The sequence below is a fragment of the Geobacillus sp. Manikaran-105 genome, from assembly GCF_002809955.1.
In the GTDB taxonomy this organism is placed as follows: Bacteria; Bacillota; Bacilli; order Bacillales; family Anoxybacillaceae; genus Geobacillus; species Geobacillus thermophilus.
In genome coordinates this window covers 40,636-60,634 of record NZ_PIJG01000023.1, presented here as the reverse complement: position 1 = coordinate 60,634, position 19,999 = coordinate 40,636, and the positions used below count along the sequence as shown (strand labels likewise).

Here is a 19,999-nt window from a genome sequence, read left to right as displayed (position 1 = left end):
GACAAGCGAAGGCGGGTTTTATATAATTATCTCGAATTCGAGATTTATTGGATAAAGATAAATGTTTGCGCCCAACGGGGATGAGACAACGCAAAACGGGAATCAATATCGTAGGCCCTGGTGGTTATGGCGCTTGCTGGTTCAGAACAGCACGCGCTTGATGGCCCATCATTTCTTGCAATGAAGGAGTGGAAAAGATGATCCGCATCGACCGGGCGTCGTCCCGATATCATGCCGATTACGGGTGGCTGAAAACATATCATAGTTTTTCGTTTGGCGAGTATTACGACCCGAACAACATTCAATTCGGGCCGTTAAGGGTGTTAAACGACGATTTCGTCGCACCGCTTGCGGGGTTTGGCGCCCATCCGCACCGGGAGATGGAAATTGTGTCGATCGTGCTGAAAGGCTATTTGCAACATGAAGACAGCACCGGACATAAGGCGGTGACAACGTTCGGCGGCGTGCAGCGGATGTCGGCCGGCACCGGCATCGTCCATTCGGAAGTGAACCCGTCGGCGACGGAAGAGGTGAACTTTTTGCAACTTTGGTTTTTGCCGGAACAATACGGATTGCCGCCGTCGTACGAGCGGACCGAGTTTCCGGTCGACAAGATGAAAAACGCCTTGCTGCCGATTGTCACGAAACACCCGTCTTCCCCGGGGATTGCTCACATTCATCAAGATTTGACGATTTATCTTTCCGATTTGGAAGCCGGGCATGAGCTGACGTTTACCCAGCCGGAAGGGCGGAACATCTTTGTCTTTGTCATTGAGGGGGATTTGGCGTTAAACGGCGAGGCCCATCTCGAACGGCGCGATGCGGCCCGTATTACGGACACGCCGGCGCTTCGCTTGGTGACGAACGAAGGAGCGCAGTTCATGCTCATTGATTTGCCCAAAGAGGAGTAAGAGCATTTCGTTTTTGTGCGGTTCATTCGTTTGACGGCCACTTCGGATGCGGCTAAGAAGACGAATCAAAAAGAGGCATCGTTCGCCAAAATGGCGGGGGGTGCCTCTTTTTTCCGCGCCCGTATGAGTTGAGAAATCAAAACGCAGCGTGTAAACTAGTAAAGGATAGACAACGAATGAGCATACTCGGTACAAGCCTAACATATGATGGAGATAAAGGCATGGCACGGCGTTTGGGCGGTGCTTTTCCTTTTCTCATTGGCGTCAGAGGCATCCGCTTGTTTCGCCGAAGGAGAACGAAGAGACCCCCTTTCCCTTCCGTTGCAGGCAATGGAAAGGGCAGGTTTAGGGTGAGGAGGAAACAACGTGAAGAAAACGACAACGGCCGCACTCATGGCCATCTCGATGCTCATCGGGGCCGGCGGGACGTATGCCGGTTTGCAGCTGGCTGGCGGAGCAGAAGACGGGCCGATGCCGGCGGCCATTTCTGAGGAACTGTCCAAGACGGCCAGCGATCATGACGAAATGAAAAAAGTCCGCCAGGCGTACGAACTCATTAAAAACCGGTATGTGGAAAAAGTGGATGAAGAAACATTAACGGAAGGCGCCATTCAAGGGATGATCGACACGCTCGATGATCCGTATTCCGTCTACATGGATGCGGAAACGACGGAGCAGTTCAATGAGTCGCTCGACTCGTCGTTTGAAGGAATCGGCGCCGAAGTGAGCATGATCGACGGCAAGGTGACGATCGTGGCTCCGATCAAAAACTCGCCGGCGGAAAAAGCGGGGCTGAAGCCGAACGACCAAATTTTGCGCGTCAACGGAGAAAGCCTGGAAGGGCTTGATTTATATGAAGCGGTATTGAAAATCCGCGGCAAAAAAGGGACGACAGTGGAGCTTGACATTTTGCGCCCGGGCGTCAAAAACGTGATGAAAGTCAAAGTCGTCCGCGACGAAATTCCGATTCAGACGGTGTATGAGTCGGTCAAAACGTATGAAGGCAAAAAGGCCGGCTATTTGCAAATTACGTCGTTTTCGGAAAACACAGCCGCCGACTTTAAAAAGAAGTTGGCGAAGCTTGAGGCCGAACATATTGATGGCTTGATCATCGATGTGCGCGGCAACCCGGGCGGCTATTTGCAAAGCGTTGAGGAAATTTTGAAGCAACTCATCCCGAAAGGCAAACCATATGTGCAAATTGAAGAACGCGATGGCGATCGGCAAAAGTTTTATTCCGATTTAACGGCGAAAAAGCCATACCCGATCGTCGTGCTCATCGACAAAGGAAGCGCATCGGCGTCAGAGATTTTGGCCGGAGCGATGAAAGAAGCGGGCGGCTACAAGCTGGTCGGCGAGGCAACGTTCGGCAAAGGGACGGTGCAGCAGGCGATTCCGATGGGCGACGGCAGCAACATCAAATTGACGCTGTACAAATGGCTGACGCCGGACGGGCATTGGATCCATAAAAAAGGGATCAAGCCGGATGTCGCGGTGGCGCAGCCGGATTATTTCCACGTCGCTCCGCTTCATGTGGAAAAACCGCTTCGGTATGACATGAACGACGAGCAAATCGCCAATGCGCAAAAAATGCTCAAAGGGCTTGGCTTCAACCCGGGCCGCACGGACGGCTACTTCAGCAAAGACACCGAGCAAGCCGTCCAAGCGTTCCAAAAAGCGAATCAGCTCCCGGTTACGGGGCGAATCGATGAGACGACGGCGGATGTGCTGCAAACGAAAATCATGGAAGCCGTCCGCGATCCGAAGCATGATGTGCAGTTGAAAAAAGCGCTTGGCGTGTTGTTTCCGTCGTAAGCGAGCCAATGATGACGAGTAAAGAGAAAAGGGTGCCTCTGACAACGCAGAGGCACCCTTTTCTTTGTGACTGATTTGCCTGTGGACTATCGCTGGCTTCCTACAAATGGGCTGGTGTTTTCTCCTTTTCTGATGGAAGCGGCAGCTGCACGGTTTTTTCGACCGCAAACCGGGGCCGCCGTTTCACCTCTTGATACATTTTGCCGATGTATTGCTTGATTTTGGTAAATAAATGTTCGGAATAAAACTGCTCGAACGACGGCGTGCCAGCGAGGCGATAGCGGATTTCCTCGTTAAACCCGCCAAGCAAAAGCAGCTGCAGCGCCAAGGCGATCGGCACGAGGCGCCGCCATCGCGGCGAGGAAAAAGAAAAATCCGAGCACAAAGCTGGCGTAAAACGGAAGCAAGATGATCGCAAGCCATTCTTTCCATGTCGCTTCTCCGTTGCGGATCGACAGAAACGCCCAAAGCGCCAGCGGCATGCCGAGCGTGCTTAACATGCCGGACGGCCAAAACGGTGTCAGCGCAAAAGCAAGCGCCGCCCCGACGCGAATGAGCCATGATTCCGGTGAAGGCAAAAAGTGGCGCCTAAGCAGCCAATACATGCCTAAAAAGGCGAATACCCTCGTGATCGTTTGGCTGATGGCGTACGCCACCATGGAGGGAAACAAAGCGTGTAGCCACACGATGCCGCTGAATTCAGTGCCGAAGGCGTTGCGCGGCAACCCGTTGATCACTTGCGGAACCACGGCGTCAAGCGGGCCAAACAATTGTCCACTTCGGGCAAGCACGCGGTACCAGGCGATGTTTGAGTCCATATTGTCATGGACACGAATGTGGGCATGCTCGCCGAGAAGGTAAAGCGGAGAAAGATAGAGCGCCAAGATGAGAAAGGCGGCGTCGATGGCCCTGCGTTCAATCTGTTTCACTTGTTGCTCCCCCTTTTTGGACAGGCGTAGCATTGGCAACACGGGACATTATAAAGAACGCTGATTAAAAAAGAATAAAAAAAGAGTAAAGAAGCAGTGAAGAGAAGGAAAAGGGCGGATCATAAGGAAGGGCAGAAAAAACGCCCTGCCTAAGGCAGAGCGCGGCGCGACAAGCTCGTTGCCTGTTTGGTGGGGCTGATTGTGCTTTTGCACGGTTAGACAAACAAGTTCATCACCCGCCCGAGGCCGCGCCGTTTCCGCTTCGGTTCTTCGGACGGATTGTGCGGGGCGGGCGGCTGGTGATTCAGCTGTTGCTCGAGGCGGGCGACGAGCTGTTCCAAGGCGGTCAGGCGGGCGGTGATTTCTTCCATCTCCCGTCGGTGGTGCAGCAATTGAACGGAAACGACGTCATCCGCTTTTTGTTCCAGTTGCTGCTCGAGTTGATCAAGGCGCAGGGAGACGCGGCTGATTTCCGGTCCGACATATTCTTGAAACAGGGCATGAATAGGAACGTTCGGCGGCGATGTTGAAGGACGGCTAGGGGCCGGCGGTGTTTTCGGTTCTGCTTTCGGCTGCGTTTCCAGCGCGGCGCCTTGTTCAAATTTGACCCGCTCAAGCAGGGCGATCGTTTTTTCGTCAAACAAGTAGTGGCCGGCTTCATTTTTTGGCAGCGGAATGTTGTATTTCCGCACCCAGCGCTGGATCGTTTTTGGCGACACTCCGAGACGGGCGGCAACGTCGGGTGTTTTTAACTCCATCGTTCCACTCCTCCTTTTTTGTCTTCTTCTATATCCCTTTTTTCATTGGCATAAGAAATCCTGCCCGGGCGACAAAACTAGTGTCCATTCGGCAAAGAAAGTGGAAAACAGCGCAAATTCGCCATTCAGGCAAAAAAGATGGCGGCAGGCATGGGATTTGTCCCAGTCATTTGGTAGAATAGAAGATAAAGAATGGGGAACGAAGCGAGGGGGGAAGGCGGATGGCAACTTGGGGATTGGAATGGTTGGAAGGCGTCGCCGATGTGTGGCGGCAGCCGCTCTTGTATTACGGCCTGCTGTTGGCCTGGGGTGCCGGCTGGCGGCGGGTGAAGCGGGAGCGCCGCGATTTTCATGTACGCGTCTATCGGCTGGGGCAAGAATGGCGTGGGCTTTGGACGTGGGGATGGGTTGCGGGCGCTGTGCTGTCTGTCATTGCGTCCGGCATCGGGCTCGCGTTGCCGCCGGATGCGGTGTGGGCGGTGACGGGGTTGACGATCCTGCTTGGCCTGACGATGGAGGCGCGCCTCCTTTCACCGGCTTATACAGTGGGCGGAGCGCTCGTCTTGCTCGGCTTGGCGGGGCCAAGCGGACTTGCCGCTCATCTGTTGTCAGACGGCGCGGCGGATGGAGGGGCGCTTGCCGCCCTGCTTGTGTTGTTGCTGTTGGCGGAAGGATGGCTGATTCTCCGCTCGCGAAATGGGGCGGCCTCGCCGCAGCTTGCGAGAAGCAAACGCGGAATGATTGTCGGCATGCAGTGGACGCAACGGTTTTGGTTTGTGCCGGTCGTGCTGCCGATATCCGACGGCGCGTTGCCGTCGGTTTCGTGGTGGCCGCTCATTCCAGCTGGGGACGGCTATTCGTTTTGGCTTGTGCCGTTTCTTCTCGGCTTTTCGCAGCGCCGGCAGCACGTGCTGCCAGCGGAAGCAGCTCGTGAAGAAGGGCGGCGCGTGCTTCGCCTCGCTTGGCTTGTCGCCGTGCTGGCCGTCTTCGGATTATGGCATCCGTTGCTAGGGGCTGCCGCAGGAGCTGCAGCCATCATTGGGCGGGAGTGGATTGCCTTTTCCGGTCACCGCGCCGACCGCGCCCGCCCGCCCCGGTTTGCCCGCCATCCGCAAGGCGTGGTGATCGTCGGGGTGCTCCCGAATTCCAAAGCGGAACAAATGGGGTTAAGCATTGGTGAAGTGATTGTAAAAGCGAACGGCGTTCCAGTGCAGACTGAGGCCGAGTTTTACGAGGCGCTCCAGCGCAACCGCGCGTTTTGCAAGCTGGAAGTCATCAGCCATAACGGCGAGATCCGCTTCGTTCAAGGAGCGGTGTATGAAGACGGCCACCACGAACTTGGTCTGCTGTTCGTTCATCAACGAGGCGCTTCGGCGTCCGAAGCTGTGTCGTAAAGGAGACTAGACGTATGTGGTTTCTCGCGGCCCTTATCATCCCGTGCCTTTTGTTGCTGCTGTTTGCGCGGGTGACGTACAACCGTTACATTGCGTTGTTGTTGACCGTTGCCTTGCTTGTCGCCTCGTATGCCAAAGGGTATACGGACGAGCTGCACGAAATCGTCGCCGACATCGCCTCGACGATTGCCGGTTTTCTGTTGGCGGGTCGAATGTTGGACAACTTAAAGAAATGACAGAGAAGCGGACCCATCTGCAGCGGTCCGCTTTTTCATCTATGCAGCTGGAAGCGGCCTGACGGAATGGAAATCGCTGTGCAGGTTGGAACGAATACCAGTTCGCATTTTTTGTGCATCTGCGCAGAGGATATGATACAATGGGGAAAGATGGATTGAAGAAGGAGGCGAAACGGTGGAGGGCCGTTTTCAATTAGTGTCGCCGTACGAACCGCAAGGCGATCAGCCGCAGGCGATCGCCAAGCTTGTGGACGGCTTGCAGCGGGGTGTGAAACATCAAACGCTCCTTGGGGCGACGGGGACGGGCAAAACGTTTACGATCTCGAACGTGATCGCCCAAGTCAACAAGCCGACGCTTGTCATCGCCCACAACAAAACGCTCGCCGGTCAATTGTACAGCGAGCTGAAAGAGTTTTTCCCACACAACGCCGTCGAATATTTTGTCAGCTATTACGATTATTATCAGCCGGAAGCGTACGTGCCGCAGACGGATACGTACATTGAAAAAGATGCGAAAATCAACGATGAAATCGACAAATTGCGGCACTCGGCAACGTCGGCGTTGTTTGAGCGCCGGGATGTCATCATCGTGGCCAGCGTCTCATGCATTTACGGCTTAGGGTCGCCGGAAGAATACCGCGAGCTTGTCGTTTCATTGCGCGTGGGGATGGAAATCGAGCGCAACGCGTTGCTGCGGCGGCTCGTTGACATCCAATACGACCGCAATGACATCGATTTTCGCCGCGGCACGTTCCGCGTCCGCGGCGATGTGGTCGAGATTTTTCCGGCGTCGCGCGATGAACATTGCATTCGCGTCGAATTTTTTGGCGATGAAATCGAGCGCATCCGCGAGGTGGACGCCTTGACGGGCGAAGTGCTCGGCGAGCGCGAGCATGTCGCCATTTTCCCGGCGTCGCACTTCGTCACGCGCGAGGAGAAAATGCGGCTCGCCATTCAAAACATCGAACAAGAGCTTGAGGAGCGGCTCGCCGAACTGCGCGCCCAAGGAAAGCTGTTGGAGGCGCAGCGGCTGGAGCAACGGACGCGCTATGATTTGGAAATGATGCGCGAGATGGGCTTTTGTTCCGGCATCGAAAACTACTCGCGCCATTTGGCGCTGCGGCCGCCGGGATCGACGCCGTATACATTGCTTGACTATTTTCCGGACGATTTTTTGATTATCGTCGATGAGTCACACGTCACCTTGCCGCAGCTGCGCGGCATGTACAACGGCGACCGGGCGCGCAAGCAAGTGCTCGTCGACCACGGCTTCCGTCTGCCGTCGGCGCTCGACAACCGGCCGCTCACGTTTGAAGAGTTCGAGCAAAAAATCAATCAAATTATTTACGTCTCGGCGACGCCAGGGCCGTACGAGCTTGAACACAGCCCGGGCGTTGTCGAACAAATCATCCGCCCGACCGGGCTTCTCGACCCAACGATCGACGTCCGCCCGACGAAAGGGCAAATCGACGATTTGATCGGCGAAATTCATGAGCGCGTCGAGCGGAATGAACGGACGCTCGTGACGACGCTGACGAAAAAAATGGCGGAGGATTTGACCGATTATTTAAAAGAAGCGGGGATCAAGGTGGCGTATTTGCATTCGGAAATTAAGACGCTCGAGCGCATTGAAATCATCCGCGATTTGCGGCTCGGCAAATACGATGTACTGGTCGGCATCAACTTGCTGCGGGAAGGATTGGACATCCCAGAAGTGTCGCTTGTCGCCATTTTGGACGCCGACAAAGAAGGGTTTTTGCGCTCGGAGCGCTCGCTCATCCAGACGATCGGCCGGGCGGCGCGCAACGCGAACGGCCATGTGATCATGTACGCCGATACAGTGACGAAATCGATGGAAATCGCCATTCAAGAGACGAAGCGGCGCCGCGCGATTCAAGAAGAGTACAACCGAAAGCACGGCATCGTGCCGCGCACGGTGAAAAAGGAGATTCGCGACGTCATCCGCGCGACGTATGCGGCGGAAGAGACGGAGATGTACGAGGCAAAGCCGGCGGCAGCGATGACGAAACAAGAGCGGGAAGAGCTGATTCGAACGCTCGAAGCGGAAATGAAAGAGGCGGCCAAAGCGCTCGACTTCGAGCGGGCCGCCCAGCTGCGCGATATTATTTTCGAATTGAAAGCGGAAGGGTGATGGCCGGGTGAACGGAATGAATAAAATTATCGTCAAAGGGGCGCGCGCCCACAACTTGAAAAACATTGACGTCGAAATCCCGCGCGGCAAGCTCGTCGTCTTGACCGGGCTGTCAGGGTCGGGGAAGTCGTCACTGGCGTTTGATACGATTTACGCGGAAGGCCAGCGGCGCTACGTCGAATCGCTGTCGGCGTACGCCCGCCAGTTTTTAGGGCAGATGGAAAAACCGGACGTCGATGCGATTGAAGGATTGTCGCCGGCCATTTCGATCGACCAAAAAACGACGAGCCGCAACCCGCGCTCAACCGTCGGCACGGTGACAGAAATTTACGATTACTTGCGGCTCCTGTTCGCCCGCATCGGCCGCCCTGTTTGTCCGACGCACGGCATTGAAATCGAATCGCAGACGATCGAGCAAATGGTCGACCGGCTGCTTGCTTATCCAGAGCGGACGAAAATGCAAATTTTGGCGCCGATCGTCTCGGGAAAAAAAGGGACGCACGCCAAGACATTGGAGGATATTCGCAAACAAGGGTATGTGCGCGTCCGCATTGACGGCGAGATGCGCGAGTTGACGGAGGACATTGAGCTTGAAAAAAACAAAAAACATTCGATTGATGTCGTCGTCGACCGGATTGTCATCAAGGACGGCATCGCCGCCAGGCTTGCCGATTCGTTGGAGACGGCGCTGAAGCTCGCCGACGGCAAAGTGGTCGTTGACGTGATCGGCGAGGGGGAGCTCTTGTTCAGCGAAAAGCACGCTTGTCCGTACTGCGGCTTTTCGATCGGGGAGCTTGAACCGCGCCTCTTTTCGTTCAACAGTCCGTTCGGCGCCTGCCCGGACTGCGACGGGCTCGGGGCGAAGCTCGAAGTGGATCTCGATTTGGTCATCCCGAACGATGAGCTGACGTTAAAAGAACACGCCATCGCTCCGTGGGAGCCGCAAAGCTCGCAATACTACCCGCAGCTGCTCGAAGCCGTGTGCCGCCATTACGGCATCCCGATGGACGTGCCGGTCAGAGATTTGCCGAAAGAGCAGCTCGATAAAATTTTGTACGGCAGCGGCGGTGAGCCGATTTATTTCCGCTATACGAACGATTTTGGCCAAGTGCGTGAACAATACATCGCATTTGAAGGCGTCGTTCGCAACATCGAGCGCCGCTACCGGGAGACAAGCTCCGATTACATTCGCGAGCAGATGGAAAAGTATATGGCGGAACAACCATGTCCGACATGCCAAGGCTACCGGCTGAAAAAAGAAAGCCTGGCCGTCTTGATCGGCGGCAAGCATATCGGTGAGGTCACTGCCATGTCGGTGACCGAGGCGCTCGCCTTTTTTGAAGGGCTCGAGCTGACCGAAAAAGAGGCGCAAATCGCCCGCCTTATTTTGCGTGAAATTCGCGACCGGCTCGGTTTTTTGCAAAACGTCGGCCTCGACTATTTGACGCTCAGCCGTTCAGCCGGCACGCTCTCCGGCGGCGAGGCGCAGCGCATCCGCTTGGCGACGCAAATCGGCTCGCGGCTGACGGGGGTGCTGTACGTCCTCGACGAGCCGTCGATCGGGCTTCATCAGCGCGACAACGATCGCTTGATCGCGACGTTGAAAAGCATGCGCGACCTCGGCAATACGCTCATTGTCGTGGAGCACGACGAGGATACGATGCTGGCCGCGGACTATTTGATTGACATTGGTCCGGGGGCGGGCATTCACGGCGGCGAGGTCGTCGCCGCCGGCACGCCGGAAGAGGTGATGGACAATCCGAACTCGCTCACCGGCCAGTATTTATCGGGGAAAAAATTCATCCCGATTCCGGCCGAGCGTCGCCGTCCGGACGGACGTTGGCTTGAGGTGGTCGGCGCGCGCGAGCATAACTTGAAAAACGTATCGGTGAAAATCCCGCTCGGCACGTTTGTCGCTGTCACCGGGGTGTCGGGCTCGGGCAAAAGCACGCTTGTCAACGAAGTGCTGTATAAGGCGCTGGCGCAAAAGCTCAACCGGGCGAAAGCCAAGCCGGGCGAGCATCGCGACATTCGCGGGCTGGAGCATCTCGACAAAGTCATTGACATCGACCAGTCGCCGATCGGCCGCACGCCACGGTCGAACCCGGCGACGTACACCGGGGTGTTTGACGACATCCGCGACGTGTTTGCCTCAACGAACGAAGCGAAAGTGCGCGGCTACAAAAAAGGGCGGTTCAGCTTCAATGTCAAAGGCGGGCGCTGCGAGGCGTGCCATGGCGATGGGATCATCAAAATTGAGATGCACTTTTTGCCGGACGTGTACGTCCCGTGCGAAGTGTGCCACGGCAAACGGTACAATCGCGAAACGCTTGAGGTGACGTATAAAGGGAAAAACATCGCCGATGTCTTGGACATGACGGTCGAAGATGCGCTCGACTTTTTCTCCTCGATCCCGAAAATCAAACGCAAGCTCGAGACGCTCTATGACGTCGGGCTTGGGTATATGAAGCTCGGTCAGCCGGCGACAACGCTCTCCGGCGGCGAGGCGCAGCGCGTCAAGCTCGCCGCTGAGCTTCACCGCCGCTCCAACGGCCGGACGCTCTACATTTTGGACGAGCCGACGACCGGGCTTCATGTCGATGACATCGCCCGGTTGCTTGACGTGCTCCATCGGCTCGTCGACAACGGTGATACCGTGCTTGTCATCGAGCATAATTTGGACGTCATCAAAACGGCGGACTATATTATTGATTTAGGCCCAGAGGGCGGCGACCGCGGCGGGCAAATCGTGGCCGTCGGCACGCCGGAAGAGGTGGCCGAGGTCGAGGCATCGCACACCGGCCGTTACTTAAAACCGATTCTCGAACGCGACCGGGCGCGCATGCAGGCGCAATATGAAGCGGCGAAGGCGTAAAGGCCTTGGCCGCTTTGGCATATGGGAGCCGGACGATTTGGAAAAGAGAAAAAACTTTGAAAAAGAGAAAAAGGAAACTTTTCCAAGCCGCGGGCGTATATAGTCGTATATACAAGGTAAAAGAGGATGGAAAGGGGATTTCCACTTGTCGACGAACAAAGTGTTGTCTGCGCTTTGTTATTTCAGCGTCTTTTTCGCGCCGTTTCTTTTGCCGATTGTCGTCTATTTTGTCGTGGAGGATGTGGAAGTGAAACATCATGCGAAGCGGTCGCTCGTGTCGCATTTGATTCCGGCCGTTACGATCCTCTTGTTCATTGCGTTGGCCGCGTCGCCGGTGCTGTTCGGCCATTGGGGCGAGGAATCGCTTCTTTTTGGCGGTGGGCTCGTCTGGCTTGGGTTCCTCGTTGCTGGGGCGGTGAATCTTGTTGTCATCGTTTGGAATGTCATAAAAGGGATTCAAGTGTTAAAATAAGAGAAAGCGTCCGTTTGCCAGCGATGCCGCGGCCCTGCTTTTTTGGGCCTGTCAAAAGGGATGGTCGGCGGGCGCGAGACTCGAATAAAGATGGTGATGGGATGCTCAATTGGTTGATCGGTGTGTTGATCAATACGGTGTTGCTCATGGCGATTGACGGCTATTTTGACGATATTCACTTCAGCGGCATCGGCGCGGCGTTTTTGGCGAGCGTCGTTTTGGCGGTGCTCAACGCCGTCGTGCGCCCGGTGCTCATCTTGTTGACGCTGCCGGTGACAGTGTTGACGCTCGGTTTGTTTTTGTTTGTCATTAACGCCATCACGCTCATGATGACTGCAGGGCTGATGGGCGATGCGTTTCAAATCGGCGGCTTTGGCACCGCGCTGCTTGCGTCGATCGTCTTGTCGTTTTTCCATTTGCTTGTGCAAAAAGCGGTGATCGAGCCGCTCCGCAACCGGTCGTAACGGGTTGCGGTTCATTGCCAAGCGGGTGGCGCCGTGTGTCCGCGAGGCGGATGCGGCAATGTTTCGCCGTTGGAGAAGCGATGCAGGAAAGATCGTTTCGGCTTGATGGATTGGGCGTGATCGGGACGGGGGAACCGTCCTTGTTTTGTTTTCTGCGGAATGTTTTCTTCAATGGCGAAACGAAACGTGCTACAATGAAAAAAGATGAGGAAAGGAGAGAAAGGCTGCGTATGCCGAAAGTGCGGACGAAAGACATCATTGAACAGTTCCAGCTCGAGCTTGTGAGCGGCGCGGAAGGCATTTACCGCCCGATTACGACGAGCGACTTGTCGCGGCCGGGGATTGAAATGGCCGGCTATTTCGCCTATTACCCCGCTGAGCGCCTGCAGCTGCTCGGGCGGACGGAACTGTCGTTTTATGAAACGTTGACGCCGGAAGAGAAACGGTCGCGGATGGAGCGGCTTTGCACCGACATTACGCCAGGCATCATCGTCTCGCGTGGATTGGAAGTGCCGCCGGAGTTGATCGAAGCGTCGGAGCGCCAGTCGGTGCCCGTGATGCGCTCGACGATGAAAACGACCCGCCTGTCCAGCCGGTTGACGAACTATTTGGAAAGCAAGCTCGCCCCCACGACCGCGGTGCACGGGGTGTTGGTCGATGTGTACGGCGTCGGGGTGTTGATCACGGGCAAAAGCGGCGTCGGCAAAAGCGAAACAGCGCTGGAGCTCGTCAAACGCGGCCATCGGTTGGTCGCCGATGACTGTGTGGAAATCCGCCAAGAAGATGAAGACACGCTCGTCGGCAGTGCGCCCGAGTTGATTGAACATTTGCTCGAAATTCGCGGACTTGGCATCATCAACATGATGACGCTGTTCGGCGCGGGGGCGGTGCGGACGCATAAGCGCATTTCGCTCGTCGTCGACTTGGAGCTTTGGGATCCGGAGAAGCAGTACGACCGGCTTGGGTTGGAAGAAGAGAAAGTGAAAATTTTGGATACCGAATTGCCGAAATTGACGATTCCGGTTCGTCCGGGGCGCAACTTGGCGGTCATCGTCGAAGTGGCGGCGATGAATTTCCGGCTGAAGCGGCTCGGGGTCAACGCGGCTGAGGAGTTTTCGGCGCGATTGAGCGACGCCATCGAAGACGGCGCGCACGATTACGACTGATGTTTCTTGCGTCAAAGGAATGGATCTCGTTTGGGCATGAAGCATAGGAGGTGGAAACGATGGAATCGACGATTCAGCCGCTCGACCGCGTGTTTTTGCATCTCGGTCCGATTACAATTTACTGGTACGGGGTCATTATCGGCACAGGCGTTTTGATCGGCTTGTGGCTCGCGACGCGCGAAGCGGTGCGGCGCGGCTTGCCGAAAGAGACGTTTGTCGATTTGGTGTTATTTGCCGTGCCGATCGCCATTGTCTGCGCGCGGGCGTACTACGTGCTGTTTGAATGGGACTATTATTCAAAGCATTTGTCAGAGATTCCAAAAATTTGGCAAGGGGGCCTCGCCATTCACGGCGGTTTGATTGGCGCGGTGGCGACGGGCGCGGTGTTCGCCCGCGCGCGCGGGCTGTCGTTTTGGAAGCTCGCCGACATTGCCGCGCCAAGCATCATTTTAGGCCAGGCGATCGGGCGCTGGGGCAATTTTATGAACCAAGAGGCGCACGGCGGCCCGGTGTCGCGCGCGTTTTTGGAGAGCTTGCATTTGCCTGACTGGATCATCAACCAAATGTACATTGACGGCCGCTATTGGCATCCGACGTTTTTGTACGAATCGCTTTGGAATTTGGCCGGTTTTTGTCTTTTGCTTTGGCTCCGGCGCGTCAACTTGCGGCGCGGCGAGCTGTTTTTGTCCTATTTGATTTGGTATTCCGTCGGCCGCTTTTGGATTGAAGGGATGCGCACCGACAGCTTGATGCTCGCCGGCAGCCTGCGCGCGGCGCAAGTCGTGTCCGTGACGCTCATCGTTTTGTCCGTCGCGCTTTGGATCGTGCGCCGGACAAAAGGCTGGGCGGACGCGCGCTATCGGGATGAATAGCCGTTTGAGGCGGCGAAACGTTGCGGACTTGTTCGGTTTGCGGGAAACCGCGATGAATGCAGCTCCTTCGCCGCCGCGCTTCGCAGCGGGAACAATCTTGTCGGGGAGCTGCATTCCCGCTTTTTTCGGTTAGGTGCGGACGGATGAACAAGATGCGGTGCGCGGCATCCAGAGAATCAAGGTTTCACCGCACCGCGGTGATCAAGGCAAGCAAAGGAGAGAGGAGACCATGACAGGAACGTTGCAGCGCGGTGTGCTCGCCGGGCTGAAGACATCGTGGGCGCTGGGGAAAATCATTTTCCCCGTGACGCTCCTGTTGGCGTTGCTACAGCCGACGCCGCTTTTTTCATGGATCATTGATGGGGTTACGCCGCTGATGAAATGGTTCGGCTTATCCGGCGATGCGGCTGTGCCGCTTGTGCTCGGCAATTTGCTTGGATTGTACGCGGCGATCGGGGCGATGCTGACGATCGAGTTGACGGTGAAGGAAGTGTTCATTCTCGCGGTCATGCTTTCCTTTTCTCACAACTTGATCGTCGAGTCTTCCGTCGCTTCGCGGACGGGTATGAGCGTTTGGCTCATGCTCGCCGTGCGCATTGGCTTGGCCGTTGTCTCCGGTTTGTTGATCGCCCATTTCTGGGATGGGGGGCAGGAGATCGCCCAATACGGGTTTGTCACGCATGAAGCCGCCCCGCCGTCCGGCTGGGGAGAGATCATCTTGGCGGCGCTGAAAAAAGCGGCCGCCGGCATTGTGCAGCTTGTCGCGATCGTCATTCCGCTCATGACGGTCATTCAAATTTTAAAAGAACGCCATTGGATCGAAGCCGTTTCGCGCTGGATGGCGCCGGCGACGAAGATGCTGGGCATGAGCGCGAACACATCGCTCACGCTCGCCGCCGGGTTTGTGTTCGGCTTGGCGTACGGGGCGGGGGTGATGATTCAGGCGGCGAAAGAAGACGGCGTCTCGAAGCGCGACTTGACGCTGGCGTTCATTTTTCTCGTATCTTGCCATGCGGTCGTCGAAGATACGCTCATTTTCGTCCCGCTTGGCATCTCTGTTTGGCCGCTGCTTTTCATCCGCTTGGTGACGGCCGTATTGCTGACAATGGCGGTGGCGTTCGTTTGGCGCCGCTTTGAACAACCGACTAGAAAGGAAGCCGCTTCATGACGATTCGCACCATTTTGTTTGATCTTGACGGCACATTGATTGATACGAACGAGCTCATCATCCAGTCGTTTTTGCATACGTTGGAGAAGTACTATCCGGGCCGTTACAAACGTGAGGACGTCCTGCCGTTCATCGGCCCGTCGCTCTATGAAACGTTCGGCTCGCTCGATCCGGAACGGGTCGAGGAGATGGTGAAGACGTACCGCACGTTCAACCACGCCCATCATGACGAACTGATTCGCGAGTTTGACACCGTGTATGAAACGATCGAAACGCTGCACCGCCATGGCTTCCGCCTCGGCGTCGTGACGACGAAAATGCACGACACCGCCCTGATGGGGTTAAGGAAAACGCGGTTGGAACCGTTTTTCTCGTGCGTCATCGGCCTTGATGACGTCACGCGGCCAAAGCCGGACCCCGAGCCGATTTACAAGGCGCTTGAGGTGCTGCAGTCAACACCGGACGAAGCGCTCATGGTCGGCGACAACTACCACGACATGTTGGCCGGCCAAAACGCTGGGGTGAAAACAGCCGGCGTCGCGTGGGCGATTAAAGGGCGCCAATATTTGGAACAATATAAACCGGACTATATGCTCGAGAAAATGAGCGACTTGCTCGCCATTGTCGGCATCAACGAATGAAAGGAGGAATCATCCTCCCGGTGAGACGAACGACCAAATACCCTGTCCAAGGAGCGAACTCGCTCTGGCAATTGTACCGCACCGTATCGTTTTGGAAAGTGCTGAAAAACGTCATCATCATTCAAATCGGGCGCTACACGCCGTTTTTGCCGCTAAAACGCTGGCTGTACCGCACGTTTCTCGGCATGAACATCGGCGAGCAAACGGCGCTCGCCTTTATGGTCATGCCGGACATTCTCTTCCCAGAAAAAATTCACATCGGCCGCAACTGCGTCATCGGCTACAACACGACGATTCTCGCCCACGAATATTTGGTTGACGAATACGATGATCGGCGCGAACTCGACCATTTTGCCCGGCGTGGTGATCGGCGACCGCGCCGTCGTCGCCGCCGGCACGGTCGTTCATCAAGACGTCCCGCCCGGAGCGATGGTCGCCGGCTGCCCGATGCGCATCGTTCGCCGGAGTGAACCGCCTTCCGATTGAACGGGGGCGGTTTTCCATTTTGGAATAGGAAAAAATGAAAGAAACGAAAAAACAGAGAGTCTGTTTTTTTTGCCCCCTATAAGTTAAACTTCCAGTTGGATTTATATAGGATCAATGATGAAAATATGAAACTTTAGGTGGCAGAACTAAAAATTGTTGGCTCTTCACCACAAAGTGTACTTGACGACGAAGTCCGCTCGCACTTCTGGGGAGTTGCAAGCCCCCACTTCAAGCGTTAGCGAAGTGGGGGTAGTTGACGTCTAACCTGTTTAGGTGAGAATGGGAATAACAACTTTCGGTGAAGGTGTATAAGAGAGAGTTCACAAGATGCAAAGTCAGCGAAACACGTAAAAAGCCGCCCCGTAAATGGGGCGGCTTTTCCTTTTGGACCGCGCATGCGGCGGTCAGTTGAAAAATATTTTTGGCCGCACTTGAGTTCAAGGAACTCAAAGGGCATTATTTATCGTATGCTTGTTTTCCGAATCTCATGCAAAGAAAATAATAAAGCATTTTGACAGAAGTGTCAAGAACGGTTTTCTGGATCTTTTCTAAGTTTAGTGTACATCCTACGGATTTTTTCGTCAATCAAGTCCATTTGTTCGCTTGTTAATTTGAAAACGCCGTCTTTTGCTTTTTTGGGTTTGAAAATGCGAATTACCAACAATATATAACACTAAAACATCGAATATTTTATAATATTCATCATTGAGCACCGTCTGATGTGAGATCGACACGCCCGCCGTGGATGTCCTTCATGGCTGCCTCCGTCATGCGGGAGAACATCACGAAGTTGACGTGGTACGTCAATACGAGCCCCCAGAATGTGCGGTGAAACGGCCATCCGGGACAAATCGACCTTCAGTTTGATGAGTGATGATGGAACCAAAGGGAGAAAGTCAAACAGGAACTCCCGGAATCGACACTGCAACTCGAAGGCTTGAGAATCTTGCTTGAAACGTCAGCGCTCCTTCTTGGTCATCCGGCGAAGATTGGCTTAGTAAAACGGGCAATCGTTGTTCTTGCACTTGTAGATGTGGTATTTTTTTGTGCTCTTTGATTTTCTCAAGCCGATTCTCGCCCACGAATATTTAGTGAACGAATACCGCCTCGATGATCGGCGCGAACTCGACCATTTTGCCCGGCGTGGTGATCGGCGACCGCGCCGTCGTCGCCGCCGGCACGGTCGTTCATCAAGACGTCCCGCCCGGGGCGATGGCCGCGGGTTGCCCGATGCGCATCGTCCGCACGAACGAACCGCCTTCCGAGTAACGGGGGCGGGTTTTTGTTTGCGGAGAGAAAAGATTCTGAAAAAATGGTAAAATGAATGAACAAACTATTTTTATGAAGTAAGAGTTCTCTGTTCCACGACGAAGGTTCTCTTTCGTATCCGGAAGCATGACTTCTTGTCGCTTCTACATATTCGACGATTCGGAGTTTTTTTGTGCCTTGGAGATTTCGTGAGCAGCCGTATGCACAAGGTGGAGCGAAATGGACAGGCGTTTCTTCGTCTGGAAGAGTCCTTATCCATTTTATTGCGGATGGCGCGTTTCCTCTTGACGCTGTGGACGCAAAGGAGTAAACTACTAATAACTTCACTTCTCTACCATATTAGCAAACTAAAGTATTTCCTAAAGTATTTCGATAAAGGGCGTGGGGACATGGCAAAAAAGTTGTTCATGTTTGAAAAACCGTTGGGCATGCGCGATACGCTGCCGTTTTTATATGAGTTGAAAAAGCAAGTGCGCTCGGTGATGGCGGAGGAAATTGAGCGTTGGGGGTATGAGTTTATTGAAACGCCGACGCTTGAGTATTATGAAACGGTCGGGGCGGCGTCGGCGATTGCCGATCATCGGCTGTTTAAGCTTCTCGACCAGCAAGGGCATACGCTCGTGCTGCGGCCCGATATGACGGCGCCGATCGCCCGGGTGGCGGCGTCAAGGCTTTATGACGACGGCAATCCGCTCCGGTTGGCGTACAACGCCAACGTGTTCCGCGCCCAGCAGCGCGAGGGCGGCCGGCCGGCGGAGTTTGAGCAGATCGGCGTCGAGCTGATCGGCGACGGCACGGTGGCTGCCGACGCCGAAGTCATCAGCTTAATGGTCGCGTTGTTGAAGCGCGTGGGGTTGGGCCGCTTTTCGGTGGCCATCGGCCATATCGGGTATGTCAATGCGCTGTTTTTGGAGATTTTAGGGAATGAGGAGCGGGCGAGTGTATTGCGCCGTTTTTTATATGAGAAAAATTACGTCGGTTACCGCGAACATGTGAAGTCGTGGCCGCTTTCGTCGATCGATCAAAAGCGGCTGTTGGATCTTCTTTCCTTGCGCGGCGGAACGGACGTGATCGAACAGGCGAAAACGCTCGTCACAAGCGAGGAGGGGCGGCGGGCGTCCGACGAGCTGGCGGCGCTCATGGCAGCGCTTCGGACGTATGGGGTGGCCGAGGCGGTGAAGCTCGATATGGCGCTTGTCAGCCATATGAGCTATTACACCGGCATTTTATTTGACGTGTACGCCGAGCAAGTCGGATTCCCGATCGGCAACGGCGGCCGGTATGATGATTTGCTGGCGAAGTTTTCCCGCCCGTCGCCGGCGACGGGGTTTGGCTTGCGCGTCGATCGGTTGATTGAGGCGATTGGGGAAACGGATGTGCGCGGCGACATCGAGTGCATCGTCTTTAGCCAAGAGCGGCTGGCGGAAGCGGTGGAGCTCGCCGAGGCGAAACGGGCGGAAGGCAAGCGCGTCGTCTTGCAGCACATTGCCGGCATTCGTGATATTGATGCCTACAGCCAGCGCTACCGGTCGATCGTCTATTTGCTTGGCCGCAGCGGGCAATGAATGCCGCAAAAAGAGGAGAACGTCTCGAACAGGAACGAATGGAACGGCTGTCGATGAGGCGGGAGATGGAACGGCTAAAGCCACGAGGGTGTCCGGCTGCGCTAGTTCGGCGAGAGGGAGAGTTTGGCGGAAAAGCGCCGCGTTTGCACATGACGACGAGCAGGGAGGAAGAGTGATGCTGACGATTGCCATGCCAAAAGGGCGCATTTTTGATGAGGCGGTCGAGCTGCTGCGGCGGGCGGATTATGTGCTGCCGCCGGAATTTGACGAGTCGCGCAAGCTCGTCATTGACGTGCCGGAGGAGCAGATGCGCTTTATTTTGGCGAAACCGATGGATGTCGTCACCTATGTCGAACATGGGGTGGCGGATTTGGGCATAGCGGGAAAAGATGTCTTAATGGAGGAAGAACGGAACGTCTATGAGCTGCTCGATTTGCACATCAGCCGCTGCCATTTGGCGGTCGCCGGGCTGCCCGGTGCCAAGATGAATGAAATCGCGCCAAGGGTGGCGACGAAATATCCAAACATCGCGTCGACGTATTTTCGCGAACAAGGTGAGCAAGTTGAGATCATCCGCCTAAACGGCTCGATCGAGCTCGCCCCGCTGATCGGCCTTGCCGACCGGATCGTCGATATCGTTTCGACCGGACGGACGTTGAAAGAAAACGGGCTTGTCGAGCTGGAACGAATCGCCGAGGTGACGTCGCGCCTGATTGTCAACCCGGCGAGCTACCGGCTAAACGGCGGGGACATTGAGCGGTTGGTCGACCGATTGGCGGCGGTGATTCCACAACCATAGAAAAAGATGGAAACGGGCGGTTGTCCG

General features: G+C 55.5%; 15 protein-coding genes and 3 pseudogenes. 16 read left to right on the top strand and 2 right to left on the bottom strand.

Translation table 11 applies throughout. The annotated features are described in order from the left end of the window. Positions 1-197 precede the first annotated feature (197 nt). Together CV945_RS08570 and CV945_RS08565 are read left to right on the top strand one after the other, a co-directional pair. A complete protein-coding gene (locus tag CV945_RS08570; protein WP_095859958.1) occupies positions 198-911 on the top strand; it encodes a pirin family protein in 714 nt (237 codons plus the stop codon). A 366-nt stretch (positions 912-1,277) separates the two neighbouring features. Then, positions 1,278-2,726, top strand: a complete 1,449-nt coding sequence (locus CV945_RS08565) for a S41 family peptidase (protein ID WP_100659560.1) — start codon at positions 1,278-1,280, stop codon at positions 2,724-2,726. Between the two features lie 100 nt (positions 2,727-2,826). Here CV945_RS08565 and CV945_RS08560 read toward each other — a convergent pair. Then, positions 2,827-3,655, bottom strand: a pseudogene (locus CV945_RS08560) (DUF6044 family protein). A gap of 215 nt (positions 3,656-3,870) precedes the next feature. After that, entirely contained in the window at positions 3,871-4,413 is a 543-nt protein-coding gene (locus tag CV945_RS08555; RefSeq protein ID WP_100659559.1) for a MerR family transcriptional regulator, read from the bottom strand. Positions 4,414-4,634: 221 nt separating this feature from the next. On the opposite strand from CV945_RS08555, the gene CV945_RS08550 reads away from it, so the two are divergent. From CV945_RS08550 to hisG, 14 genes and pseudogenes are all read left to right on the top strand, one after another. Beyond that, positions 4,635-5,807 (top strand): PDZ domain-containing protein, encoded by a 1,173-nt coding sequence (locus CV945_RS08550; RefSeq protein ID WP_033012046.1) that lies wholly within the window; start codon positions 4,635-4,637, stop codon positions 5,805-5,807. 14 nt (positions 5,808-5,821) lie between these two features. Next, entirely contained in the window at positions 5,822-6,043 is a 222-nt protein-coding gene (locus tag CV945_RS08545; RefSeq protein WP_033012047.1) for a CsbA family protein, read from the top strand. A gap of 175 nt (positions 6,044-6,218) precedes the next feature. Next, a complete protein-coding gene (uvrB, locus tag CV945_RS08540; protein WP_100659558.1) occupies positions 6,219-8,195 on the top strand; it encodes an excinuclease ABC subunit UvrB in 1,977 nt (658 codons plus the stop codon). A 16-nt stretch (positions 8,196-8,211) separates the two neighbouring features. Then, positions 8,212-11,070: an excinuclease ABC subunit UvrA gene (uvrA, locus tag CV945_RS08535; protein ID WP_100659578.1), complete on the top strand. Its 2,859-nt coding sequence runs from the start codon at positions 8,212-8,214 to the stop codon at positions 11,068-11,070. 145 nt (positions 11,071-11,215) lie between these two features. Continuing rightward, complete coding sequence (locus CV945_RS08530; protein WP_100659557.1) at positions 11,216-11,542, top strand: magnetosome magnetite crystal formation protein family; 327 nt, start codon at positions 11,216-11,218, stop codon at positions 11,540-11,542. Positions 11,543-11,643: 101 nt separating this feature from the next. Further along, positions 11,644-12,006 (top strand): phage holin family protein, encoded by a 363-nt coding sequence (locus CV945_RS08525; RefSeq protein WP_033012049.1) that lies wholly within the window; start codon positions 11,644-11,646, stop codon positions 12,004-12,006. A gap of 230 nt (positions 12,007-12,236) precedes the next feature. Next, positions 12,237-13,172: an HPr(Ser) kinase/phosphatase gene (hprK, locus tag CV945_RS08520; protein WP_100659577.1), complete on the top strand. Its 936-nt coding sequence runs from the start codon at positions 12,237-12,239 to the stop codon at positions 13,170-13,172. 59 nt (positions 13,173-13,231) lie between these two features. After that, positions 13,232-14,044, top strand: coding sequence for a prolipoprotein diacylglyceryl transferase (gene lgt, locus CV945_RS08515; RefSeq protein ID WP_100659556.1), 813 nt, complete (start codon positions 13,232-13,234; stop codon positions 14,042-14,044). A 229-nt stretch (positions 14,045-14,273) separates the two neighbouring features. Next, a complete protein-coding gene (locus CV945_RS08510) occupies positions 14,274-15,212 on the top strand; it encodes a nucleoside recognition domain-containing protein (protein ID WP_044743799.1) in 939 nt (312 codons plus the stop codon). Beyond that, positions 15,209-15,853, top strand: a complete 645-nt coding sequence (gene ppaX / locus CV945_RS08505; protein WP_044743798.1) for a pyrophosphatase PpaX — start codon at positions 15,209-15,211, stop codon at positions 15,851-15,853. Before CV945_RS08510 ends, ppaX begins: the two co-directional genes overlap by 4 nt. Positions 15,854-15,873: 20 nt before the next feature. Further along, positions 15,874-16,339: pseudogene (locus tag CV945_RS17850) on the top strand (acyltransferase). Positions 16,340-17,409: 1,070 nt separating this feature from the next. Then, positions 17,410-17,608, top strand: a pseudogene (locus tag CV945_RS08485) (acyltransferase); the annotation flags it as partial. Positions 17,609-17,997: 389 nt separating this feature from the next. Next, complete coding sequence (locus CV945_RS08480) at positions 17,998-19,173, top strand: ATP phosphoribosyltransferase regulatory subunit (RefSeq protein ID WP_044743796.1); 1,176 nt, start codon at positions 17,998-18,000, stop codon at positions 19,171-19,173. 175 nt (positions 19,174-19,348) lie between these two features. Beyond that, positions 19,349-19,972, top strand: a complete 624-nt coding sequence (gene hisG, locus CV945_RS08475) for an ATP phosphoribosyltransferase (protein ID WP_033012052.1) — start codon at positions 19,349-19,351, stop codon at positions 19,970-19,972. Positions 19,973-19,999: the final 27 nt, after the last annotated feature.